This window comes from Arenimonas soli (assembly GCF_014643775.1).
GTDB lineage: Bacteria > Pseudomonadota > Gammaproteobacteria > Xanthomonadales > Xanthomonadaceae > Arenimonas > Arenimonas soli.
This window is the reverse complement of the sequence record NZ_BMKC01000002.1, coordinates 60,923-83,359: the sequence shown is the minus strand read 5'-3', so window position 1 is coordinate 83,359 and position 22,437 is coordinate 60,923. Positions and strand designations below refer to the sequence as shown.

Here is a 22,437-nt window from a genome sequence, read left to right as displayed (position 1 = left end):
CGTCGCCAGCGCCAAAAAAAGAGGCCCCGGCGCTGCGCCGGGGCCTCTTTTCCGGACTGTACTCAGAGCATCTGCAGCGAGGCGCTGCGGGTGACCCCGTTGATGGTGAACTGCACCGTCGCCGTGGTGGCCGAGGTGTAGGTGATGGTCGCGTTGCCGGCCGCCGTGAAGCTGCGGTTGGCCGGGTTGAACGTGGTGCCCCACGGCGCGGCATTGGATGCATACACCGGGCCCGAACGCACGTCGGTGCCGGTCCAGGTGCCGTCCATCTCGAACCACTGCGCCTTGCCGGTGTCGTCGTAGATGAAGAACATCACGAACTGGTTGTAGGTGGGCGCGGCGTACTGGTAGATCGTCAGGCCCCAGCCGGATTCGGTGGGCACGTACCAGGCGCCGGTGTAGTCGCGCCCGTTGGACGGGCCGTTGGACTGGGTGGTGGGTGCCAGCCACTGTTTGACGTCGTCGTAGACCACGTCGAGGCGCGAGTACACGTCCCAGTTGCCTGTGTTCGAAAGGTTCCCCGAATTGGCACAGCTGGCCTGGCCACCATAGAGGCCGCCGCGCAGGAAATAGCCGCCCGACCCCCCGGTGAACAGGCCCGAGCCGCTGCTTCCGCCTTCGGTCGTGCCGTTCAGCCAGCCCACCTCGGTCAGGTACGTGTCCTGCGACTTCTGCCGGCCCAGGGAGGACTTCTTGGAGTCGCCGCTGGGGTGGTGGATGGCCAGCACGTCCGCGTTGGCGGCAATGGGATTGGCATCCCAGCCCGCGTAGAAAGCGAAACCAGGGGGCGCATTGTTGAGCCGGAGCAGGGCGGCATCCGTGCCCGTGTCGGAACTGTCCCCCGCGTAGTCGCTGAAGAGCAGCTGCGCGCCGCCGCTGACCTGGGTGGTGGCTGTCGAGACGCCACTGTTGCAGCTGGTGGCCTCGTAGTTCCAGACGGTGGAAACCGTATTGGCGACCGATTGCGAGCCGATGCAGTGGTCGGCCGTGAAGTAGTACGGGATCTGGGTGCTGGTGTCGGTATCGTTGAGCAGGGTGCCGGTGCAGATGTAACTGCCGCCGTCCTGGAACAGCAGCCAGGACACCGAATCCTTCGCATCGACGAAGGCCTGGCCGAGGGTGTTCACGCGGCAGGCGGTGTCCACGTTGCAGCTGTCGGACTCGCCGATCTTGGGTGTCAGCGCGAAGTTGCTGCGCATGCTCGTGACCAGGTGCGACACATGCGCCACCTGGACGCTGATCGCCTTGAAGTCCACGCCTGCCGGCGCGAACAGCTCGATGACCTGCGTGTCCCCATCGGTGGCCGGGGTCCAGTGCAGGCCACGGTCATCAACCAGGCGACGGGCCTCGGCGCCGGTGGTCAGGGCTTCGATCTTGCCGGGGGTATCCGAGCCGGCAAATCGCAATTCGATGCGATCGCCCACGCCGCGCAGCTTCAGGCCCACGCGCAGCGCCATGGCGTCGGGCGACCGTACTTCAATGCGCGCAACCGAACCGCCATCGATGGCTTTCCAGCGCAGCGCGGGAAGGGGCGCCACGGCTTCGCCGACCGAGCGCTCAATGCCGACCTGGAGCCGCTTGCCGGCCAGCTTTTCGTTGCTGCGCTCGAGATCGCGGATGCGCTCTGGCGCCATCGGGCCCAGTTCCAGGCGGGTGGTGGGCGCACTGGCGGCGGCATCGCGCCAGGCCAGTGGGGCGGCGGCCTTGCTGGCCTGCGCGCGCTCGCCGGCGACCACGCGCGGGGGCTCGCTGGCCCAGGCGGCCACGCTTGAAAGGGCCAGCGCAAGCGCCAGTGACAGGGCAGTACGGGTATTCATGGGTCGCTCCAGCTCACAAGCACGGTCCCGGCAGTTTAGTCCCTGCCGGGCGGGATGCAATGCAGTTGGCGGCGTCGGTTCAGCTAGCCCTGGCGGCGGCCTTCTTCACGGCCTTCTTCGCGGTCTTCTTCACCGCGGCCTTTTTCGTAGCCTTTTTCGCCGCCTTCTTGGTGGCCTTCTTGGCCGTCTTCTTCGCGGGCGCCGCGGTGTTATCCGACGCCTTCTTCGCCGCCTTCTTCGCAGGCGCCTTCTTGGCCGCGGCCTTCTTGCCGAAGCGGCCGCCCTTGCGCACCGGCTTGCCCTCGGCCAGCAGGGCTTCGCACTCGGCCTGGGTCAGGCTGGCGGGGTCGCGGTCCTTGGGGATCTTGCCGTTCTTCTCGCCGTCGGTGATGTACGGGCCGTACCGCCCGTTGAGCACCTGGATGTCGGTGCCTTCGAAGGTCTTGATGGTGCGGTTGGCGATCATCTCTTCCTTGGCGCGGATCAGCTCGACCGCGCGTTCGAAGCTGATCTTGTACGGGTCGTCTTCCTTGCCCAGCGAGGCATAGGTGTCACCGCGCTTGGCGAAGGGGCCGAAGCGGCCGATCGCCACCGTCACCGGCTTGTCGTCCATCTCGCCCAGGGTGCGCGGCAGGTCGAACAGCGGCAGCGCTTCTTCCAGGGTGATGGTGTGCATGCTGGTGCCCGGGCGCAGCGAGGCGAACTTGGGTTTTTCCTCGTCGTCCATGTGGCCGATCTGGGCGTAGGGCCCGTAGCGGCCCAGGCGCACCGACACCGGCTTGCCCGACTTGGGGTCGGTGCCCAGCTGGCGCGCGCCGGTGGCTTCGGAACGGTCCACCGATTCGCTTTTTTCCTCGACCATGGTCTTGAACGGCTTCCAGAACCGTTCCATCAGCGGCACCCAGGCGCTTTCACCGGCAGCCACCGAATCAAGCTCGTCCTCGAGCTTGGCGGTGAAGTCGTAGTCCACGTACTGCGTGAAATGGCTGGTCAGGAAGTTGGCCACCGCGCGGCCGACGTCGCTGGGCCGGAAGCGCCGGTTGTCCAGGTACACGTACTCGCGGCCCTGCAGCACCTGGATGATGCTGGCGTAGGTGGACGGGCGGCCGATGCCGTATTCCTCCAGCGCCTTCACCAGCGAGGCCTCCGAGAAGCGCGGCGGCGGCTCGGTGAAGTGCTGGTCGGTATGGATGCTGCCCAGCGGCACGGTCTGGCCGGTTTTCATCGGCGGCAGCTTGCGGCCTTCGTCGTCGTCCTCGGCGGCCTTCTGGTCCTTGCCCTCTTCGTACACGGCCAGGAAGCCCGGGTCGATGACGGTGGTGCCGCTGGCGCGGAAGCCGTGTTCGCTGCCGGCCGCCAGTTCCACCGACACGGTGTTCAGGGTGGCGGGCACCATCTGGCAGGCGACGGTGCGCTTCCAGATCAGTTCGTAAAGGCGGCGGCCGTCGTCGTCGAGGTACTTGGCCACCGAGGCCGGCGTGCGCAGGGCCGAGGTCGGGCGGATGGCCTCGTGCGCTTCCTGGGCGTTCTTGGACTTGGACTTGTATTCGTTGGGCTTGTCCGGCACCGCCTGGGTGCCGAAATCGCGGGCGATGACGTCACGGATTTCCGACACCGCGTCCACGGAAAGGCTGACCGAGTCGGTACGCATGTAGCTGATCAGGCCGACGGTGCCTTCTTCGCCGATCGCCATGCCTTCGTACAGCTTCTGCGCCACGCGCATGGTGCGCGAGGTGGTGAAGCCGAGCTTGCGCGCGGCTTCCTGCTGCAGCGTGGAGGTAATGAAGGGCGGCGCCGGGCGGCGCTTGCGTTCCTTGCTGATGACGTCGGTGACCCGCAGCGCATCGCCGGCGGCCTTGACCAGGCGCTCGCGGGCGGCCTGGGCGTCTTCGGTATTGGTCAGCGTGAACTGCTCGAACTTCTTGCCGTCGAGCTTCACCAGCCGGGCGGTGAAGCCCTGCTGCGGGTGGTTCATCTCGGCTTCGACGCTCCAGTACTCGCGCGGCACGAAGGCTTCGATCTCTTCCTCGCGCTCGACGATCATGCGCAGCGCCGGCGACTGCACGCGACCGGCCGACAGGCCGCGCTGCACCTTGCGCCACAGCACCGGCGAGAGGTTGAAGCCCACCAGGTAGTCCAGCGCGCGCCGGGCCTGCTGGGCGTCCACCAGGTCGCCGGCGACCTGGCGCGGGTTGTCCACGGCGGCGCGGATGGCGCGCGGCGTGATTTCGGTGAACACCACCCGGTGCAGGGCGCGGTCCTTGAGCAGGCCGCGTTCCTTGAGGATCTCGGAGATGTGCCAGCTGATGGCCTCGCCCTCGCGATCCGGGTCGGTGGCCAGGTAGATGGCGTCGGCGGCCTTGGCGGCCTTGGCGATGGCCTCGACGTGTTTCTGGTTCTTCTCGATCAGCTCGTAGCGCATCGCGAACCCGTTCTCCGGGTCCACCGCGCCTTCCTTGGGGACCAGGTCACGGACGTGGCCGTACGAGGCCAGGACGTGGAAGTCCTTGCCCAGGTACTTGTTGATCGTCTTGGCCTTGGCGGGCGATTCGACGATGAGGAGGTTCTTGGCCATGCCGGTGCTTGCTCCAGGGCGGACCCGCTTTCGGGCCGCCCAGATGGCGAGGCCCGCGGGGAACGCGGGCCGGGGGGTCTTTTTTCATTAAGGCACCACTCCGGCCGGGCCTGTCAAGCAAGGGCCCGGGCCGGGGGTGCCGCGCCGTTCACTTGCAGGCGCTTGGCAGAAGCCGGTCCGGGATGCCTTCGGCGCTGCAGGTTCCGGCCCCCTCGGGGTCCTGGCCCACGTACAGGACCCCGCTGGCAGCGCCGCCAAGCCCGTCCACGTCGCGCAGGGTCACGGCGATCTCGCAGGTGCCGTCGGGGTTCTCGATGACCAGGATTTCCTGGATGTCGGCGCTGCTGGGGGCCGCCAGGCCCAATTCGGCCCCGTCCCGGGGGCAGCGGTCGGTCTGGGCCCGGAATTCGGCCACCCGCCGGGCGGCCGCGGCACCTTCGGCCTGGGCAGCGACCACCCGCGAGCGCACGACGTAGTCCTGGTAGGCCGGCACCGATATCGCGGCCAGGATGCCCACCACCGCCAGCGCGCCCATGGCGACCACGCCGGCCACCACGGCGACCAGGCAGCCATTGAGCTCGCGCACCTGGCGCCCGGGCTGGTCCGTGTAGGCCCATTTGTCGACCACGAAGGTGCCGGCCATCAGGTCGTGCAGGGCCTGCTTGCGGCGGGTCCAGCCGGCCATGAAAAAGCCGATGTAGAGAATCAGGTAGGACACGATGGAGCCGGCCCAGCGGGCCGTTGCGCGGCCAAAACCAAGTCGCCGGCCCCGACTGTCGACGACCTTGATTCCCAGCGCCAGCTTGCCGACGGTGGCCTGCAGCTTCGAGGACTCCATGCCGGCGTAATAGGCCAGGCTGAGCACGGGGTAGATCAGGTACACCAGCACCATCCCGACTATGAAGCCGTCGCCTTCGAAATCCTGGCCAGCGGCCACGATGGCCACCGCCACCATGCCCACCATCAGCACCACGTAATACACGCTGCCGATCAACATCGAATCGATCAGGTAGGCGCCCAGGCGGCGGATGAAACCGGCGTCGACGACGTCGTTGGGGTCGGCGTTGCCCTGGGCCGCCGGCGGAATCACGCCGGCCGGGAAACCGGCGGCGGCATCGCTGGCCGGAAGGGTGGGCGGCGGCGCCGGCAGTTCGGCCAGGTGGCGTTCCAGCGGCACCCACTGGGGCAGCCCGTCGCGCCAGACCAGGGTGTCGCGGTTGACGCGGCCCTGGCGGAAGGCCACGGCCAGGTCCTCGTCGGAAACCGGTCCCTGCCGGTTGTGGCCGGCATCCACGTAGTACCACGCGTTCATCGTTCCCTGGCTCCCCGGCGCGCCGCGCCCCGTGCAAATGAAAAACGCCCGGCCATGCCGGGCGTCTTCACAAGGGTAAACGCGAAACGCGGTTCAGTGAACGGGTTCGGGCTCATCCTCGAACATCTGGCTTTCCATCCAGGCGTAGGCGGCCTCGGAACCGGGCTGGTTGAACAGCACCATCAGCACCACCCACTTGATGTCGTCCACGTCCACTTCGTCCTGGTCCAGGGCCATGACCCGGTCCACGACCAGTTCGCGCTGGTCGGCATCAATGACGCCGCTTTGCTCGAGGAACATCAGGAACCCGCGGCACTCGGCGTCCAGGCGATCGAGCTCGGGCTCCGAATACACCCGCACCGGCACCTGCAGCCGCGGCGTGGCCACGGCCGGCCGCTGGCGCGCCAGTTCGTCGAGCCAGTCGAAGGCCTTGTTGATCTCGGAAGGGCTGAAACCGGCCTGGATCAGGCCGTTCTGGAGCGAGTCGCGGTCCCGGACGGCGTCGGGGTCGTCGTAGAAGTAGTGTTCGAACAGGTACAGCAGGACATCCAGTATGGTCTCTTTCATTACCCTCAGCCTGCGCCAGGCGGCGCGATGGGAAGGTCAGGGGTGCCGGGCGAAGCGGCCATTGTCGGCGACCACCCGCCCATCCAACTCCATGACCAGCAGCATGGAGGACAGTTCGGCCACCGTCAATCCTGTGCGGCGGACCAGTTCATCCAAAGGGGTGGGGTCGTGGCCCAGCGCCGACCACAAGCGCTTGTGGTTCGCGCTGTCGCCTGGCTGTCCGCCGGCTGAGCGGCCCGCGGGCTGTCCCGGCGCGTCGCGGGCCGCCGTATCCGCGGCCCCCAGCGCACTGCGCAGATCGTCGGCGAGGCTGGCGGCCAGGGGTTCCAGGGCCTCGATGACCTGGTCGGGGGATTCGACCAGGGTGGCGCCCTCGCGGATAAGCCGGTGGCAGCCGCGCGCCACCGGGTTGTCCACCGAGCCGGGCAGGGCGAACACTTCGCGTCCGGCTTCGGCGGCCAGCCGGGCGCTGATCAGGGCGCCCGAGCGCAGGGCGGCCTCCAGCACCACCGTCGCCAGCGAAAGACCGGCCACCACCCGGTTGCGGCTGGGGAAATGGCTGGCGATGGCCGGCGTGCCGGGGGGGTGTTCGCCCAGGACCAGGCCTTCGGCCGCGATTCGCGCCATGAGGGCGGCATGGCCGGGCGGGTAGGCCTGGTCCAGACCGGTGCCGACCACGGCCAGGGTGCGGCCACCAACCGCCAGGGCCCCGGCGTGGGCGGCGGCGTCGATGCCTTCAGCCAGGCCGCTGGTGACCGCCCAGCCGGCGCCGGCCAGGTTGGCGGCGAAGTCGTGGGCGCGCTGGCGGCCCGCGGGGCTTGGCCGCCGGCTGCCGACCAGGGCCACCTGCGGGTGCCAGAGCAGGCTTGGGTCGCCGTGCAGGAACAGCAGCGCCGGTGGCCAGGGCGTGCGTCGCAGCAGGGCCGGGTAGTCGGGTGAGTTCCAGGCCAGCAGCCGGCGCCCGGGTTTGTCCAGCCAGGCCCGGTCGGCGTCGAGCCGGCGCGGGCAAGGGCGGGCCAGGGCCTCGCGACAGGCCAGCGGCAGGCCGGCGCCGTGGCGTGCGGCGGCGAGCGCGGCGGCGGGTTCGGCGTGGGCGGCCAGCAGGTGCCGGAACAGGGCGTCGGGCAGCCTGGCGCGGGCCAGCACCAGCAGGGCGTCTTGGTTTTCCATGGCCCGGACAGCATCGCGGCGCCCGGAGGCGCCGCGATGTAGGCAAAACCCTGAAGCCGGCGTCGGCTTATTCGGTCGCGTCCGGGTGCTTGAGCAGGTCGCCGTGGCGAACCGGCCGGATACCGTTCATCACCAGCGCGTAGGCGACCTTGTCGAAGGTGCGGAAGACCATCAGGTTGCCGACGAACTCGTCCGGCAGCTGCACCTTGTCGGCCTTCGCCGCCGTGCCGCTGCGATGGGCGACGGTGTCGGGCACCACGGTGCCTTCGTTCCAGATCGACATCACGTGGCCGTTGCGGATGCCGTCGCGGGCGCCCGCCGAAATCGCCACCACCAGGTTCGGGCCGGCCTGCAGGCCGTCGGCAATCGCCATGATGCGGGCGTTGGCCGGCACCTGGTCGGGTGCGCGCGGCAGGAACTGCAGGTCGTAGGGCTGGGCCTCGGAGGGCAGCACGCGGTCGCCGACGCGGATTTCGCGGCCTTCCTCGCGCAGCACCACGGTGGCCACTTCACCCTGCACCCGGGTCACTTCACCCGTGGCGTGGATGGCCAGTTCGTAGCCCAGCTTCTCGCCCGTGGCTTCGCCGAAACCAGCCGGCACGGTCCAGTGCGAGTGGTGGCGGTCGCCGCGGAAGTCGAGCGGGGTGGCACCCGGATGGTTGCGCTTGTTGCCGCCCCCGAAGAGGTTCACCGGACGGGCCAGGTCAACCACCATGCCCGGCGCCGCACCCTGCAGGCCGCGCACGTAGATCAGCTGGCCGGCGACGCCGTAGAGACGGTCGTCCTCGGTGCCGATGACGTAAGGCAGCGCCTTGGGGTCTTCGACCACGGTGAAGTGCTTGAGCAGCGCCTCGATCTCCGACAGTGGGATGGTGTCCACCGCCTCGCCGACCCGCGGGCCATCAGCGCGGATGCGCGGCTCGCCGTCGATATAGACCAGGCTCAGGACCTGGCCCGGGAAGATGAGGTGCGGATTCTGCACCTGCGGGTTGGCCTGCCAGATTTCCGGCCAGAGCCAGGGCTTCTGTAGGAAGCGCCCCGCGATGTCCCAGAGGGTGTCACCCCTCTTCACCACGTACGTGGTTGGGTGGTCTCCGCGAAGTTCGGCCGCGAAAGCGGCCGCCGCGAAGGTGAGCAACATGGCAGCTGTAACTGCAAGAAGCCGTTTAAGCATGGCGGCTATCCACCTGATTTCCCCGGACAGGTTGGGCGACTATAGCCCAAATCCGGCCCCGGATTGCAAGCCCGCCGGAGGTATACTGTCGTGCCGGCCCCTTGAGGTCCGGGCCCTTGTACCCAATCTTTCCGTCCATGGCCAAGCTCCCTATCCTGGAATTCCCCGATCCCCGCCTTCGAACGGTCGCCAGGCCGGTCGAAACCGTCGACGACACCCTGCGGGTCCTGGTGGACGATATGTTCGAGACCATGTACGCGGCCCCGGGCATCGGGCTGGCGGCGACCCAGGTCGACGTTCACCAGCGCCTTCTCGTCCTTGACGTAAGCGAAGACCAGAGCCGGCCAATGGTGTTCATCAATCCCGAGATCCTCTCGGCCGAAGGCCACCAGGTCTACCAGGAAGGCTGCCTGTCGGTGCCCGGCATCTATGCCGACGTCAAACGCGCCAATTCGGTGCGGGTCAAGGCGCTGGATCGCGACGGCAAGCCGTTCGAGATCGAGGCCGACGGCCTGCTGGCGGTGTGCATCCAGCACGAAATGGACCACCTGGCCGGCAAGGTCTTCGTGGACTATCTCTCGCCGCTCAAGCGCGAACAGGTTCGCAAGAAGCTCGCCAAGCAGCAGCGCGAAACCAGCACCGCCTAGCCATGTCCCTTCGCATCGTCTTCGCGGGCACGCCGGCCTTCGCCGTGCCCTGCCTGCGTGCGGCCGCAGCGCGCGGCGAAGTGGTGGGCGTCTACACCCAGCCCGACCGCCCGGCCGGCCGCGGCCGCCAGCTCGCGCCCTCGCCGGTGAAGGTCGAAGCGCTGGCGCGCCAGCTGCCGGTGTTCCAGCCGGAAAACTTCAAGTCCCAGGCCGCCCGCGACCAGCTGCGCGCGCTCGAACCCGACCTGATGGTGGTGGTGGCCTACGGGCTGATCCTGCCGCAGGCGGTGCTCGACATCCCCGCCCAGGGCTGCTGGAACGTGCACGCTTCGCTGCTGCCGCGCTGGCGCGGGGCCGCGCCGATCCAGCGCGCCATCGCCGCCGGCGACACCGAGACCGGCGTCTGCCTGATGCAGATGGAAAAGGGCCTGGATACCGGCCCGGTCCTGCTGTCGCTTTCAACGCCGGTTTCCGACCACGACACGGGCGGTTCACTGCATGACCGCCTGTCCGAACTGGGTGCCGAAGTCTTGTCCGACGGCCTGAAGCTGCTGCGTGCCGGCATGCGCCCGGTGCCGCAGCCGCAGCCGGCCGAGGGCGTCACCTACGCCCACAAGCTCGACAAGGCCGAGGCCCGCCTGGATTGGACGCGCCCCGCCGCCGAACTGGCCAACACGGTCCGCGCCTTCAACCCCTGGCCCGTCGCCGAAGCCCAGCTCGCCGGCGAACGCCTTCGCATCCACGAAGCGCAGGCGCTGCCTGGCGCCGCCGGCCAGGCGCCCGGCACCGTGGTGGCCGCCGGCCGCGACGGCATCGACGTTGCCTGCGGCGACGGCCTGCTGCGCCTGAAGGTGGTGCAGCGTGACGGCGGCCGCGCCCTGCCGGTCGCCGACTACCTCAACGCCCGCCCGGCATTGGCCGGCCGATGAGCGCCCCCGGCTCGGCCCTGCGCGCCACCGCCGCCCGCGTGCTGGGCACGGTGCTGGGCGAGGGCCGTTCACTGAAAGCCGTGCTGGCGCGCGCCCTGCCCGAGGTGCCCGATTCGCGCGACCGCGCCCTGCTCGAGGCGATTTGTTTCGACGCCCTGCGCCATCGCCGGCGCTACGAATTCGCCCTGTCGCAGTGGCTGGCCCGGCCCCTGGCCCAGCGCGACCAGGCCGTGCACTGGCTGCTGCTGGCCGGCCTGGCCCAGGTGAAAGGCCTGGGCCTGGCGCCGCACGCCGCGGTCAGCGCCACCGCCGAGGCCGCCCGCGACCTGGGCCGCACCGGCCTGGTCGGCCTGGTGAACGCCCTGCTGCGCCGCGCCAGTCGCGAACCCTTGCCTGAAAGCGACGACCCGGCCGTTCGCTGCAGCCACCCCGACTGGCTGGTGCAGCGCCTGCGCCAGGACTGGCCCGACCAGGCCGATGCCATCCTGGCCGCGAACAACCAGTCGGCGCCGCTGTGGCTGCGCGCCAATCCCCGCCAGGGCAGCGCCGGTGCGCTGGCGGCCGCCCTGCAGGAAGCCGGCCTGCCCGCCGACTGCCCCGACACCGTGCCCGGCGCGGTGCGCCTGGAAACCCCGGTGCCCGTGGACCGCCTGCCCGGCTGGGACCGCGGCGCCATGGGCGTGCAGGATGGTGCCGCCCAACTGGCGGTGCTGGCGTTGGACCCGCGCCCCGGCGAGCGCCTGCTCGATGCCTGCGCCGCCCCGGGCGGCAAGGCCGCGCAGCTGGCCGAACACCTGGGCGAAGGCGAACTGCTGTGCCTGGACGTGGACGCGCGCCGCCTGGACAAGGTGCGCGACCTGCTGCGCCGGCTGCGGCTCGAGGCCCCCAACGTGCAGGTGCGGGTCGCCGATGCTGCCCGGCCCGACGAGTGGTGGGACGGCCAGCCCTTCGACGCCATCCTGGTCGACGCGCCCTGTTCGGCCACCGGCATCATCCGCCGCCAGCCCGACATCAAGTGGCACCGGCGGGAAGCCGACATCGCCGCGCTCGCCGCCACCCAGGCGCAGCTGCTCGACGCCCTGTGGCCGCTGCTGGCGCCGGGCGGTCGCCTGGTCTACGCCACCTGTTCGGTGCTGCGCGAAGAGAACGAAGCCCAGGTCGCCGCCTTCCTGGCGCGCCACGCCGACGCCCGCGCGGCCGACCTGCCGGCGCGCTTCGGCCACGCCAGCGGCGCCGGCCGCCAGCGCCTGCCGGGCGAAGACGGCATGGACGGGTTTTTCTACGCGCGGCTGGAAAAGTCGAGCCAGGTCAAAACCGCGTAACGGCGTCGCCCCTATAGTTCGCGCAGATGACTGCCGCCGAACGCCGCCACGCCCTGGTTTTTTTCGCGATCGCCTTTTTCGTGCTGGCCGCCGGCTACGGCTTGCGCGACCCCTGGCCGGCCGACGAACCGCGCTTCGTGCTGGTCGCCAAGCAGATGGTCGAATCGGGCGACTTCCTGTTCGCGCACCGCGGCCAGGAGCTCTACCCCGACAAACCGCCGATCTATTTCTGGCTGCTGTCGGCGGCCTTTGGCCTGTTCGGCAGCTGGCGCTGGAGCTTCCTGCTGCCGTCCCTGCTGTCGGCCATGGGCACGCTGGCGCTGACCTGGGACCTGGGCCGGCGCCTGTGGTCGCCGCGCGCCGGTCTGTGGGCCGCCATCGCCGTGGCGGTGGCGCTGCAGTTCGTCTACCAGGGCAAGCGCGCGCAGATCGATCCGACCCTGGTGTTCCTGACCACGCTGTCCTTCTACGGCCTGTGCCGGCACCTGCTGCTGGGGCCGCACTGGCGATGGTGGCTGGCCGGCTGTTTCGCGGCCGGCCTGGGCGTGGTGACCAAGGGGGTGGGTTTCCTGCCGCTGCTGGCGTTGCTGCCCTTCGCCGTGTTCGCAAGGCGGGGCTGGCAGGGCGTCGCGCCCAGGGGCCAGGGCAATCGCTGGCGCTGGGCCGGCGGCGCGATGGCCTTCTTCGCCGCCATCGGCCTGTGGCTGGTCCCGGTGCTGGCCGTCGGCCTGGGCAGCGGCAATCCCGAGCACGCCGAATACCTGCGCAACATCCTGTTCAAGCAGACCGCGCAGCGCTACGCCGACCCCTGGCACCACACCGAACCCGTCTGGTACTTCGGCCAGGTCGTGCTGTTCTTCTGGCTGCCGTTTTCGCTGGCCCTGCCCTGGCTGGTGAAACCCTGGGCCCGGGCCTGGCGCGAACGCGACGCGCGGGTGTGGCTGCCCCTGGCCTGGTTCGCCCTGGTGCTGCTGTTCTTCAGCGCCAGCGCCGGCAAGCGCGACATGTACCTGCTGCCGGCGCTGCCGGCGCTGGCGCTGGCGGCGGCGCCGTTCCTCGACGGCATCGCCGGCCGAACGGGCTTCCGTGCGGCGGTGATGGTCTTCACCGGCCTGCTCGCCGCGCTGCTGCTGGCGGTGGGCGCGTTGGGCCTGTGGAGCGACGTTGGCCTGTTCGCGCGGCAGGTCGCCGAGCGCGGCCTGGGCGACGAAGTGCGCTGGATCTGGGGCATGCTGGCCACGGTCGGCGGGGTGTCGCTGCTGGCCGTCGTGGTGGCGCGCCTGCGCCGTGCCCTGGCTGCCTGTGCCCTGTTCCTGGTGCTGCTGTGGTCGGGCTACGGCTTCGTGGTGCACCCAGTGCTCGATGACGAGAGCTCGGCGCGTGAACTCATGCAGCGGGCCCGCGTGCTGGCCGGGCCGGACAGCACGCTGGGCCTGGTGGACTGGAAGGAACAGAACCTGCTGCAGGCCGTCGGGCCGGTGGCGGAGTTCGGATTCCGCGCGCCGGCAGAAGAACAGCTGCAGCGTGCGCAGGCCTGGCTGGCCACCGACCCGGCCTCGCGCCTGCTGCTGGTCCAGCGCTCCGACGCCGTGGCCTGCGCCAGCTTCGACCCCGCCGACGGTGCCCGCCCCGTTGGCATGGCCAACCGGCGCGAGTGGTGGCTGCTGGGGCCGGGCGCACTTTCGGGCTGTTCCCCCGGGGCCACGCGAGTAGACTAGCGCCGCATGAAGATCCTCATCCTGGGTGCAGGGCAGGTCGGCACGTCGGTGGCATCGGCGCTGGCGTCCGAAAACAACGACATCACCGTCGTCGACACCGACCACCAGCGCCTGCGCGACCTGGCGGAAAAGCTCGACATCCGCACGGTCATCGGCCATGCCTCGCTGCCCGACGTGCTGGCCCAGGCCGGCGCCGAGGAAGCCGAGCTGCTGGTGGCCGTCACCTCCAGCGACGAAGTGAACCTGATCGCCTGCCAGGTCGCCCAGCACCAGTTCCGCACGCCCACCCGGGTGGCGCGACTGCGCGAGGCCCAGTACCTGGACGTGGCCGCGCTGGCCGACCCGGATCACTCCGCGGTCAGCGCCGCGATAAGCCCCGAGCAGCTGGTCTGCCGCCACGTCGAGCGCCTGATCGAATACCCCGGCGCCCTGCAGGTGCTCGACTTCGCCGAAGGCCGGGTGCAGCTGGTGGCCGTGCGCGCCGTGCCCGGCGGCGCCCTGGTCGGCCACGAGATCCGCGAACTGCGCGAACACCTGCCCACCGGCGTCGATGCCCGCGTGGCCGCCATCTTCCGCAAGGGCCGGCCCGTGCAGCCCGAGGGCAACACGGTCATCGAAGTGGACGACGAAGTCTTCTTCCTGGCCGAACGCAAGCACATCCTCACCGTCATGGCCGAACTGCGCCGCGTCGACATGCGCCCGGCCCGGCGCCTGCTGATCGCCGGCGGCGGTAATATCGGCCGCAACCTCGCGCGCAGCCTGGAAGGCCGTTATTCGGTGAAGGTGCTGGAACGTTCCCGCGAGCGCGCCCGCAGCATCGCCGAGGACCTGCTCAACTCCATCGTGCTGGTCGGCGACTGTGCCGACGAAGACCTGCTGCGCGAGGAAAACATCGACCAGACCGACGTCTACTGCGCGATGACCAACGACGACGAGGCCAACATCCTCTCGGCGATGCTGGCCAAGCGCATGGGCTGCCCGCGGGTGATTTCGCTGATCAACCGGCCCAGCTACGCCGAGCTGGTGGAAGGCGGCAGCATCGACATCGCCGTCAGCCCGCAGCTGGTGACCCTGGGCGCGCTGCTGGCGCATATCCGCGAAGGCGCGCCGGCGCGGGTGTATTCGCTGCGCCGCGGCGCCGCCGAGGCGATCGAAGCCGTGGTGCGCGGCGACGCTCGCACCTCGCGCGTGATCGGCCGCGCGCTCGATGAACTCGAGCTGCCGCCGGGCACCACCATCGGCGGCATCGTGCGCGGCGAGAAGCTGCTGATCGCCCACCACGACGTCGTCATCGAACAGGGCGACCACGTCATCCTGTTCGTGATGGACAAACGCGAGATGGCCCGCGTCAGCGCCCTGTTCCAGACCGGGGCAACCTGGCTGTGAGCCAACGCTTCCGCGCCATCCAGCGCATCCTGGGCGTGATCATCGTGCTGTCCTCGATGACCAAGCTGCTGCCCGGCTTCCTGGCCCTGGCCTGGGGCGAGGAGGGCACGGCACCGGTGTTCTTCGGCAGTTTCCTGGCCAGCGGCCTGCTGGGCGTCGTGCTTTGGCTGCCGGTGCGCCACGTCAAGTACGACCTTCGCCTGCGCGACGGCTTCCTGATCGTCACCTTCACCTGGTTCTTCGCCAGCCTGGTGTCGGCGCTGCCCTTCGTGCATGGGCCGCCGCACCTCGATTACGCCGAGGCGTTCTTCGAAGCCACGTCGGGCCTCACCACCACCGGTGCGACGGTCATCGCCAACCTCGACGCGCTGCCGCGCAGCGTGCTGTTCTATCGGCAGCTGCTGCAGTTCCTGGGCGGCATGGGCATCGTGATCCTGGCGGTGGCGATCCTGCCGATGCTCAAGATCGGCGGCACCCAGCTGTTCCGCGCCGAAAGCACCGGCCCGACCAAGGACACCAAGCTGACCCCGCGCATCGCGGAAACGGCCAAGGCGCTGTGGGGCGTTTATTTCGGCCTGACCGTGCTGTGCGCAGGGGCCTACTGGGCGGCCGGCATGAGCCTGTTCGACGCCATCTGCCATTCGCTGTCCACGGTGTCGACCGCGGGTTTCTCTACCCACGACGCGGCGCTGGACTACTGGAACAGTCCGCTGATCGACTGGATCGCGATCATCTTCATGACCCTGGGCGGCATCAACTTCGGCCTGCATTTCGTCGCCTGGCGGCGTGCGTCCATGGGTGTGTACGGCAGCGATTCCGAGCTGCGCTCCTACCTGCGCATCCTGGCGATCGCGGCGGTGGTGATCACCTTCGTCGCCTGGGCCGGCGGCACCTTCGACAGCTTCGGCGAATCCTTCCGCCGCGCCACCTTCCAGGTGGTGTCGGCGATGACCACCACCGGTTTCGCCACCATGTCCTTCCACGAATGGGCGCAGCCGGCGCCGCTGCTGATCGTGGGCCTGGCCTTCATCGGTGGCTGTTCGGGTTCGACGGTCGGCGGCCTGAAGGTCGCGCGCGTGGTGATGGTGGTTCGCCAGGGCTTCCGCGAGATCAAGCAGCTGGTGCACCCCAAGGCGCAGTTCCTGGTGAAGATGGGCGGCCGCCGCGTGTCCGAATCGGTGGTGCTGTCGGTCAGCGGGTTCATCGCGATCTGGATGCTGTGCTTCGTGGTGCTGATGATCGGCTTCAACCTGGCCGGCCTGGACCTGGAATCGTCCTTTGGCGGCGCCGTGTCCACGCTGACCAACCTGGGTCCCGGCCTGGGCAGCGTGGCGGTCACCTGGGCCCATGCCGGCGACCCGGCCATCTGGCTGGGCAGCCTGGGCATGATCCTCGGCCGCCTGGAAGTGTTCTCGCTGCTGGTGCTGCTTACGCCGGCGTTCTGGCGGGAGTAGGCGCGGCTTCCATCGCCGCGGCCAGCTGGTCGCGCAGGGCCATGGCTTCGTCGGCCGGCAGGTAGCGGATGCGCAGCGGCGTGTCGAAGGGGCTGGCGCCCACCGTGTCCATCAGCAGCGAAGCCATGCCGTGGTAGCGGTCGATCGGTGACTGCACCAGCACCAGCGACTGGATCTTGCGCACTTCGGCGAAGCGCCAGCGCTTGTCCAGCCAGCCTTCGCGCACGGCGATGACGCCGGCTTCCTCGCTCCAGCCCGCGTGCCGGGCCCAGACGATGGCGCGCACGAGGAACAGCGGCACCAGCAGCAGCGCCGCCAGGCCAACGGGCCCGTTGATGAAGGTCGCCGCACCCGTCAGCGCCAGGCTCAGCAGCGCCGGGAAGGTGAACTGCCGCCGCCAGGCGCGGTGGTGCAGCCGGCGCCAGGCCTGCATGGGCCAGTGCCCGACCGGCAGCAGGTGCCGGATCAGCGCGTTGACCGTTTCCGGCGTGGCCACCGGCGCCAGGTCGCGCAGGGAACGCTGGTCGTTGGCGGTTTCGACCGAGGCGCTGTCCACGCGCAGGCTCTGGCGGCCGAACCAGCGGTGCAGCAGGCCTTCGCGCAGGCTCCAGGCCTGGATGCGCGAGCGCGGCATGTTGGCGCGCAGGCGGGTAAGCAGTCCGCGCTGGGCGCTCAGCCGCCGGCCCTGCTCGGTCAGCGTGAAACCGTGGAACTGCAGCAGCGCCAGCACCACCGACAGCACCCGCAGCGCGACCACGAAAACCAGCAGCAGGGCGAGCGCCCCGACGATCCAGCCCACCCAGTCCAGCTGCTGGTTGCGGCCCCAGTCCACGGCGTCGGCCGCCCAGGGTTCGACCAGCACGTCCAGCATGTCGGCCTGGGCCAGCAGGCCGAAGGCCGCGGCGACGGCGATCAGGCCGCGGTTGGAGATCAGGCCCAGGCGCACCACTTCGCCGGTGGACAGCGCCAGCAGGACGCGGCTCTCGGGCAAGGCCAGGGCGTCGCTGTCGCCTTCGCCGACCGTGGGTGAACCGGCCCCCTGGGCCCGCACCAGTTCTTCGAGTGCCTGCGCGTCCACGAGCGAAAGCACGCGCATCTCGGCTTCGGGCTTCATGCCGCCGGCGGATTCGAGCCGCACCTCCGCCACGCCGAAGAGCCGGTGCAGCAGCGACTGGTGCACGGCCACGTTGTGCACGCGCTGGTAGGGGATATGCCGGTGGCTTTTTTGCAGCACGCCGCTGCGGATGACGATGCCGTCGCCTTCGACGCGGAAGCGGTAGAAGAAATACTGCAGCAGCGACACCAGCACCAGCACGCCGCCGCCGGCCAGGCCCCACAGTTCCCAGGAATTGCCGCGGCCGGTGAACAGCAGCACCAGCAGCGGCAGCGCGAAGGCCTTGACCTGCTGGATCAGCACGAACAGCCAGGACCACGGATGCAGGCGGCGTTCGCCGCCGCCGGGGTTGATCGACTCAGAGGCTGTCGTCATGGCGGTCCGTTTCCGGCAGCAGGGCGTCGCGCAGGGCCACCGCGTCGTCGTCCAGGAACCCGGACTGGCGCAGTGCGTGCATGCGGGTGCCGGCGGTGTGCACCACCAGGGTGGCCAGGCCGAAGTGGCGCTCGATCGGGCCGCGCTCCAGGTCCAGGTGCTGGACGCGGCTGCGCGGCACCAGCACTTCGCTGTGCCAGACCACGCCGCGCCGCACGCGCAGGCCGCCGGCGTCCAGGCGCCACTGCGTCCGGCGCCAGCGTGCGCGGGCCCAGGCGTAGAAGACCAGGGCGGGCAGCACGGCCACGGCCAGCCCAAGGCCGGCTTTCGCCGCCGGGCCGATGTCCAGCGCGACGGCCAGGGGAACCGCGACGACCACCCCGATCACCAGGCCCCAGAACGCCCCCACGCCCGCCCCGACCCGGCGTGCGGCGGGCGCCAGGGGCTGCCAGTCGGCGGCAAAGGGCTGGAAGGACGGGGCGGCGGGATCGGTTGGATTCATCCGGGTTCCTTAGCGCGGGCGCTGGTAGGGGTTGGCTTCGCCCGAACCGGGCGGCCTGAGTGTGTAGCGTTTGTAGGTCCACTGGTACTGCCGCAGGTCACGTCGTGCCACGGCTTCGACGGCGGCGTTCATGGCGGTGGTGGCGACCAGGATGTCCGGGCTGGCGATGTCGGCCGGCGCCGGTTCGAAGCGCACGGTGAATCGGCCGTCTTCGTGGCGCTCGGCGTAGCCCATCAGCACCGGGGCGCCGGTGCGCGCGGCCAGCTTGGGGATCAGGCTCAGGGTGAGCGCGCGCACCCCGAAAAAGGGCGCGAACTCGCCGCCGCCCAGCTTGGGCTGGTGGTCGGGCGTGATGCCCACCGCCTCGCCGGCCTGCAGCGCGCGCAGCAGGGGCCGCATCGCGGTGGCCTCGGCCGGCACCAGGCGCACGTTGGCGCCACCGCGGGCCAGGCGCAGGAAGCCGTCGCCGGCGGCGCTTTCCGGCACCCGGTACACCAGGCTGAAGGGGCCGCGCGCCGCCATGAACTCGACCAGCAGCTCCCAGCTGCCGTAGTGCGGCGCGGCGATTAGCACGCCGCGGCCGGCGCGTTCGGCGGCCTCGAGGTGTTCCAGCCCGTCGCATCCGGCCACCAGGCGCAGCGTGGCTTCGCGCCGCGCCGTCCACAGCCGCAGGGTTTCCAGCGCGCTGCGGCCGGTTTCGCGCATCACCGCGCGCACCAGGGCTTCGCGTTCGCCCGGGGCCAGGCCGGGCAGGGCCAGTTCCAGATTGCGCCGGGCGACGCGCGGTTCGCGGCCGTTGGCTCGCCAGGCCAGCTCACCCAGGGCCGTGCCCAGGCCGCGCTGCAGGGCCCGGGGCAGGCGGCCCACCAGCCAGGCGGCGGCGTAAAGGAAACGACTGGCGACGGGCGCGGAAGGCATCGCTGGAGTGTAAGGGAATCGCCGAATCGCCCGGCCGGATTGACCGCCCGGACCGGGCACGGCGACGATGCCGGCATGATCGCCCTCATCCAGCGCGTGCTTGAAGCCAGTGTCCGGGTCGACGGCGAAATCGTCGGCGCCATCGGCCCCGGCCTGCTGGCCCTGGTGGCGGTGGAGCCGGGCGACGACGAAGCCCGCATCGCCCGCATGGCCGAGCGCCTGCTGGGCTACCGGGTCTTCGCCGACGACCAGGGCCGCATGAACCGGTCCCTGGCCGACACCGGCGGCGGCCTGCTGCTGGTCAGCCAGTTCACCCTGGCGGCCGACACCCGCAGCGGCATGCGGCCCAGCTTCACCTCGGCCGCCAGCCCGGAAGAGGGCCGGCGGGGCTTCGAGCGGCTGGTCGAACTGTGCCGGGCCCGGCACCCGGTCCTTGAAACCGGCCGCTTTGGCGCCCACATGCTTGTCAGCCTGGCCAACGATGGCCCAGTGACCTTCCGGCTGCAGTCCTAGGCGCCCAAAACCCCCGGTTAATCAAACAGATAGCTAGGTGGGCGGGCGTCCTGTATACTGCGCGGTTCCATTTTCCCTCGTCTCGGGACACGTTTTCATGGCCAACGATCGTCCGGCGCAGCAGTCCGAAATCAAGCAGCTGATCAGCAAGGGCCTCGAGCAGGGTTATCTGACCTATGCCGAGGTCAACGATCACCTGCCCGACGACATCGTCGATGCCGAGCAGCTCGAAGACATCATCGGCATGATCAACGGCATGGGCATCGAGGTGCACGAAGTTGCCCCGGATGCCGAGACGCTGTTGCTGTCCGATTCCTCGTCGCAGCGTGACTCCGACGACACCGCCGCCGAAGAAGCCGCCGCCGCGCTGACCGCGCTCGACAGCGAAGGTGGCCGCACCACCGACCCGGTGCGCATGTACATGCGCGAAATGGGCTCGGTCGAGCTGCTTACCCGCGAAGGCGAAATCGCCATCGCCAAGCGCATCGAAGAAGGCCTCAACCAGGTCCACGCCTCGCTGGCCAGCTTCCCGTGGTCGATCCAACTGCTGCTCGAGGACTACGACCAGCACCTGGAAGGCAAGAAGCGCCTGAACGAAGTCGTGGTCGGCTTCCTGGACATGGAAGAGCCCGAGGCCGTGGTGCCCGACGCGGCCACCGCCAGCGACGAAGACGCCGAGTCCGAAGACGACGATGACGCCACCGACGGCGACGACGAAGAAGAAACCGTCGTCGACACCGGTCCGGACCCCGCCGAGGTCGGCCGCCGGATGGACGCGCTCAAGGCGCTGTACACCAAGTTCCAGAAGACCCACGTCAAGTACGGCGCCTCCGACAAGAAGACCGTCAAGGTCCGCGAGGAAATGGCCGCCGAGTTCCTGCGCCTCAAGCTGCCGCTGGCGCTGATGGACGCCTTCGTGCGCAAGCTGCGCGAGGTGGTCAACTCGGTCAAGGAACACGAACGCAAGGTGCTCGACATCTGCGTGCGCGGTGCCCGCATGCCGCGCAAGGACTTCCTGCGCGCCTGGCCGGGCAACGAGATCAACCTCGACTGGGCCGACGAAGTCATCCGTCGCAAGCAGAAGTGGGCCTCGGGCGTGCGCGAGCACAAAGACGAGATCGTCGCCGAGCAGCACAAGCTGGTGGGCATCGAACAGTCCCTGTTCCTGTCGCTGCCGGACATCAAGGAAATCAACCGCGCCATGGCCTACGGCGAGGCCAAGGCCCGCAAGGCCAAGAAGGAAATGGTCGAGGCCAACCTGCGCCTTGTGATCTCCATCGCCAAGAAGTACACCAACCGCGGCCTGCAGTTCCTCGACCTCATCCAGGAAGGCAACATCGGCCTGATGAAGGCGGTCGACAAGTTCGAATACCGCCGCGGCTACAAGTTCTCCACGTACGCCACCTGGTGGATCCGCCAGGCCATCACCCGCTCGATCGCCGACCAGGCGCGCACCATCCGCATCCCGGTGCACATGATCGAGACCATCAACAAGCTCAACCGCATTTCCCGCCAGATGCTGCAGGAAATGGGCCGTGAACCGACCCCGGAAGAGCTTGCCAAGAAGATGGAGATGCCCGAGGACAAGATCCGCAAGGTGCTCAAGATCGCCAAGGAGCCCATCTCGATGGAGACTCCGATCGGCGACGACGAAGATTCGCACCTGGGCGATTTCATCGAGGACATCAGCATCGAGTCGCCGATCGACGCGACCACGAACCTGGGCCTGATGGAAACCGTGCGCGACGTGCTGGCCGGCCTGACCCCGCGCGAAGCCAAGGTCCTGCGCATGCGCTTTGGCATCGACATGAACACCGACCACACCCTCGAGGAAGTCGGCAAGCAGTTCGACGTCACCCGCGAACGCATCCGCCAGATAGAAGCCAAGGCCCTGCGCAAGCTGCGCCACCCGACCCGCTCGGAACAGCTGCGCAGCTTCCTCGACCTCGAATAAGCGCTTCTCCTCCCTCTCCCCTTGCGGGAGAGGGCCGGGGGTGAGTGGAAAAACGGCCGCGAAAGCGGCCGTTTCCATTAGCTGCCGGACAATTCAGGCCGGCGCCCGACCCCGGATCCAGGCGGAGCCGGTCACCTGCCGGCCGCCGTGTCGGCGCACATACACCAGGGTCGCCAGCACCGAAAGCGCGATGCATGCGAGCCGAACGGCGACCGCCATGGCGCTTCCGAATGCGTCATCCGCGACTGCGAACGCGGTCCAGTACGCGTTGAGCAGCACGTGGAAGCTGATTGGCACCCACAGGTTCCAGCGCCACTCCACCAGCAGCCAGGACCACCAGACGCCCCCGATGCCGGTCAGTACGGCGATCGCGAATGCCTCGCTCGCGTCGTTGCCCTGGTAGACATGCTCGAGCCCAAACACCACCGACGACAGCAGTGCCGCAGGCAGGAACCCCCAGCGTGCGTAGCGCCAGAGCACGCCGAACAGGAAGCCGCGAAAAAGAATCTCCTCGGCGAGGCCGGGAAGCAGCGCGGTCCGCACCAGCGCCAGCGCGAGCTGGTCAGGCGGGATCGGTGACGACGTGGCGGCGATCCAAGCCAGCACGATCGCGCTGCAGGCCGCCGCGACGCCCAGCCCCTGCCACGGCGACCCGGCCAGCCCGAGGCTGGCGATCGCCTGGTGCCGGCCCACCAGCCAAACGGCGACCAGCAGTGGCACCACGAGGTAGAGGCCGTAGCCGACCGTGGCCAGCGCGGCCATGCGCGACCAGCCGGTGAGATCCCCGGCGACGGCGCGGAACGGCACCAGCCCGATCGCGTTGACCGCCAGGAAGGCGAGGATGACCACCACCGAGGTCGCGACCGGCGAGCGGCGGGTCGCCGGCGCGGCGGAGCCCGGGAAGGCCAGGGTCTTGCCCGTGGCCGCATCGGGGCTGGAAACGGAGGGAATGGTATGGGTGGGCATGGCGAAGGGAGGATCGGGGAGGGG

Annotated in this window: 18 protein-coding genes; 8 read left to right on the top strand and 10 right to left on the bottom strand. The window is 69.5% G+C overall.

Annotated elements, in window-relative coordinates; all coding sequences use genetic code 11:
• Positions 1–62: 62 nt before the first annotated feature.
• The 6 genes from IEX13_RS08540 to IEX13_RS08515 all read right to left on the bottom strand — a co-directional run bounded on the left by IEX13_RS08540 (position 63) and on the right by IEX13_RS08515 (position 8,582).
• Entirely contained in the window at positions 63–1,817 is a 1,755-nt protein-coding gene (locus tag IEX13_RS08540) for a trypsin-like serine peptidase (protein WP_188663221.1), read from the bottom strand.
• Positions 1,818–1,896: 79 nt separating this feature from the next.
• Positions 1,897–4,392 (bottom strand): DNA topoisomerase I, encoded by a 2,496-nt coding sequence (locus tag IEX13_RS08535; RefSeq protein WP_188663219.1) that lies wholly within the window; start codon positions 4,390–4,392, stop codon positions 1,897–1,899.
• 148 nt (positions 4,393–4,540) lie between these two features.
• Positions 4,541–5,704, bottom strand: a complete 1,164-nt coding sequence (locus IEX13_RS08530; protein WP_188663217.1) for an RDD family protein — start codon at positions 5,702–5,704, stop codon at positions 4,541–4,543.
• 93 nt (positions 5,705–5,797) lie between these two features.
• Complete coding sequence (locus IEX13_RS08525) at positions 5,798–6,271, bottom strand: DUF494 family protein (RefSeq protein ID WP_188663215.1); 474 nt, start codon at positions 6,269–6,271, stop codon at positions 5,798–5,800.
• Between the two features lie 36 nt (positions 6,272–6,307).
• The gene (dprA, locus tag IEX13_RS08520) at positions 6,308–7,441 is read right to left on the bottom strand and encodes a DNA-processing protein DprA (RefSeq protein ID WP_188663213.1); all 1,134 of its coding nucleotides are present in this window, start codon (positions 7,439–7,441) and stop codon (positions 6,308–6,310) included.
• Between the two features lie 67 nt (positions 7,442–7,508).
• Complete coding sequence (locus tag IEX13_RS08515) at positions 7,509–8,582, bottom strand: LysM peptidoglycan-binding domain-containing protein (RefSeq protein WP_229668503.1); 1,074 nt, start codon at positions 8,580–8,582, stop codon at positions 7,509–7,511.
• Between the two features lie 170 nt (positions 8,583–8,752).
• Here IEX13_RS08515 and def point away from each other — a divergent pair, with 170 nt between their 5' ends.
• From def to IEX13_RS08485, 6 genes are read left to right on the top strand one after another with little or no spacing between them, the layout of a single operon-like run.
• On the top strand, positions 8,753–9,262 hold the full coding sequence (gene def / locus IEX13_RS08510; RefSeq protein WP_188663210.1) for a peptide deformylase: 510 nt from the start codon (positions 8,753–8,755) through the stop codon (positions 9,260–9,262).
• 2 nt (positions 9,263–9,264) lie between these two features.
• On the top strand, positions 9,265–10,191 hold the full coding sequence (gene fmt, locus IEX13_RS08505; protein WP_188663208.1) for a methionyl-tRNA formyltransferase: 927 nt from the start codon (positions 9,265–9,267) through the stop codon (positions 10,189–10,191).
• Positions 10,188–11,513 carry a 16S rRNA (cytosine(967)-C(5))-methyltransferase RsmB gene (rsmB, locus tag IEX13_RS08500; RefSeq protein WP_188663206.1) on the top strand — a complete coding sequence of 442 codons (1,326 nt, stop codon included), beginning with the start codon at positions 10,188–10,190 and terminating at the stop codon, positions 11,511–11,513. Before fmt ends, rsmB begins: the two co-directional genes overlap by 4 nt.
• A 26-nt stretch (positions 11,514–11,539) precedes the next feature.
• Entirely contained in the window at positions 11,540–13,231 is a 1,692-nt protein-coding gene (locus IEX13_RS08495; protein ID WP_188663204.1) for an ArnT family glycosyltransferase, read from the top strand.
• A 6-nt stretch (positions 13,232–13,237) separates the two neighbouring features.
• The gene (gene trkA / locus IEX13_RS08490; RefSeq protein ID WP_188663202.1) at positions 13,238–14,617 is read left to right on the top strand and encodes a Trk system potassium transporter TrkA; all 1,380 of its coding nucleotides are present in this window, start codon (positions 13,238–13,240) and stop codon (positions 14,615–14,617) included.
• A complete protein-coding gene (locus IEX13_RS08485) occupies positions 14,614–16,071 on the top strand; it encodes a TrkH family potassium uptake protein (RefSeq protein ID WP_229668502.1) in 1,458 nt (485 codons plus the stop codon). Before trkA ends, IEX13_RS08485 begins: the two co-directional genes overlap by 4 nt.
• Here the strand turns inward: IEX13_RS08485 and IEX13_RS08480 are convergent.
• Genes IEX13_RS08480 through IEX13_RS08470 form a run of 3 tightly spaced genes read right to left on the bottom strand, consistent with a single transcriptional unit; the run spans position 16,046 to position 18,980 of the window.
• On the bottom strand, positions 16,046–17,560 hold the full coding sequence (locus IEX13_RS08480) for a PH domain-containing protein (protein WP_188663200.1): 1,515 nt from the start codon (positions 17,558–17,560) through the stop codon (positions 16,046–16,048). The genes IEX13_RS08485 and IEX13_RS08480 overlap by 26 nt on opposite strands.
• A complete protein-coding gene (locus tag IEX13_RS08475) occupies positions 17,544–18,062 on the bottom strand; it encodes a PH domain-containing protein (RefSeq protein WP_188663198.1) in 519 nt (172 codons plus the stop codon). The genes IEX13_RS08480 and IEX13_RS08475 overlap by 17 nt, the downstream gene beginning before the upstream one ends.
• Before the next feature lie 9 nt (positions 18,063–18,071).
• Entirely contained in the window at positions 18,072–18,980 is a 909-nt protein-coding gene (locus IEX13_RS08470; RefSeq protein ID WP_188663196.1) for an LpxL/LpxP family acyltransferase, read from the bottom strand.
• A 75-nt stretch (positions 18,981–19,055) separates the two neighbouring features.
• Here IEX13_RS08470 and dtd point away from each other — a divergent pair, with 75 nt between their 5' ends.
• Both dtd and rpoD read left to right on the top strand, forming a co-directional pair.
• On the top strand, positions 19,056–19,493 hold the full coding sequence (gene dtd / locus IEX13_RS08465) for a D-aminoacyl-tRNA deacylase (protein WP_188663194.1): 438 nt from the start codon (positions 19,056–19,058) through the stop codon (positions 19,491–19,493).
• Between the two features lie 97 nt (positions 19,494–19,590).
• Positions 19,591–21,447 (top strand): RNA polymerase sigma factor RpoD, encoded by a 1,857-nt coding sequence (rpoD, locus tag IEX13_RS08460; RefSeq protein WP_188663192.1) that lies wholly within the window; start codon positions 19,591–19,593, stop codon positions 21,445–21,447.
• Positions 21,448–21,540: 93 nt separating this feature from the next.
• Here rpoD and IEX13_RS08455 read toward each other — a convergent pair whose 3' ends face one another.
• Entirely contained in the window at positions 21,541–22,413 is an 873-nt protein-coding gene (locus tag IEX13_RS08455; protein WP_188663190.1) for a CPBP family intramembrane glutamic endopeptidase, read from the bottom strand.
• Positions 22,414–22,437 lie beyond the last annotated feature (24 nt).

Coding starts and splice junctions, on each gene's coding strand:
- def (WP_188663210.1), top strand. CDS start 8,753: ATGGCCAAGCTCCCTATCCTGGAATTCCCCGATCCCCGCCTTCGAACG.
- IEX13_RS08515 (WP_229668503.1), bottom strand. CDS start 8,582: ATGTTGCTCACCTTCGCGGCGGCCGCTTTCGCGGCCGAACTTCGCGGA.
- rsmB (WP_188663206.1), top strand. CDS start 10,188: ATGAGCGCCCCCGGCTCGGCCCTGCGCGCCACCGCCGCCCGCGTGCTG.
- IEX13_RS08475 (WP_188663198.1), bottom strand. CDS start 18,062: ATGAATCCAACCGATCCCGCCGCCCCGTCCTTCCAGCCCTTTGCCGCC.
- rpoD (WP_188663192.1), top strand. CDS start 19,591: ATGGCCAACGATCGTCCGGCGCAGCAGTCCGAAATCAAGCAGCTGATC.
- IEX13_RS08535 (WP_188663219.1), bottom strand. CDS start 4,392: ATGGCCAAGAACCTCCTCATCGTCGAATCGCCCGCCAAGGCCAAGACG.
- IEX13_RS08525 (WP_188663215.1), bottom strand. CDS start 6,271: ATGAAAGAGACCATACTGGATGTCCTGCTGTACCTGTTCGAACACTAC.
- IEX13_RS08540 (WP_188663221.1), bottom strand. CDS start 1,817: ATGAATACCCGTACTGCCCTGTCACTGGCGCTTGCGCTGGCCCTTTCA.
- IEX13_RS08480 (WP_188663200.1), bottom strand. CDS start 17,560: ATGACGACAGCCTCTGAGTCGATCAACCCCGGCGGCGGCGAACGCCGC.
- trkA (WP_188663202.1), top strand. CDS start 13,238: ATGAAGATCCTCATCCTGGGTGCAGGGCAGGTCGGCACGTCGGTGGCA.
- dprA (WP_188663213.1), bottom strand. CDS start 7,441: ATGGAAAACCAAGACGCCCTGCTGGTGCTGGCCCGCGCCAGGCTGCCC.
- fmt (WP_188663208.1), top strand. CDS start 9,265: ATGTCCCTTCGCATCGTCTTCGCGGGCACGCCGGCCTTCGCCGTGCCC.
- IEX13_RS08495 (WP_188663204.1), top strand. CDS start 11,540: ATGACTGCCGCCGAACGCCGCCACGCCCTGGTTTTTTTCGCGATCGCC.
- IEX13_RS08470 (WP_188663196.1), bottom strand. CDS start 18,980: ATGCCTTCCGCGCCCGTCGCCAGTCGTTTCCTTTACGCCGCCGCCTGG.
- IEX13_RS08530 (WP_188663217.1), bottom strand. CDS start 5,704: ATGAACGCGTGGTACTACGTGGATGCCGGCCACAACCGGCAGGGACCG.
- dtd (WP_188663194.1), top strand. CDS start 19,056: ATGATCGCCCTCATCCAGCGCGTGCTTGAAGCCAGTGTCCGGGTCGAC.
- IEX13_RS08455 (WP_188663190.1), bottom strand. CDS start 22,413: ATGCCCACCCATACCATTCCCTCCGTTTCCAGCCCCGATGCGGCCACG.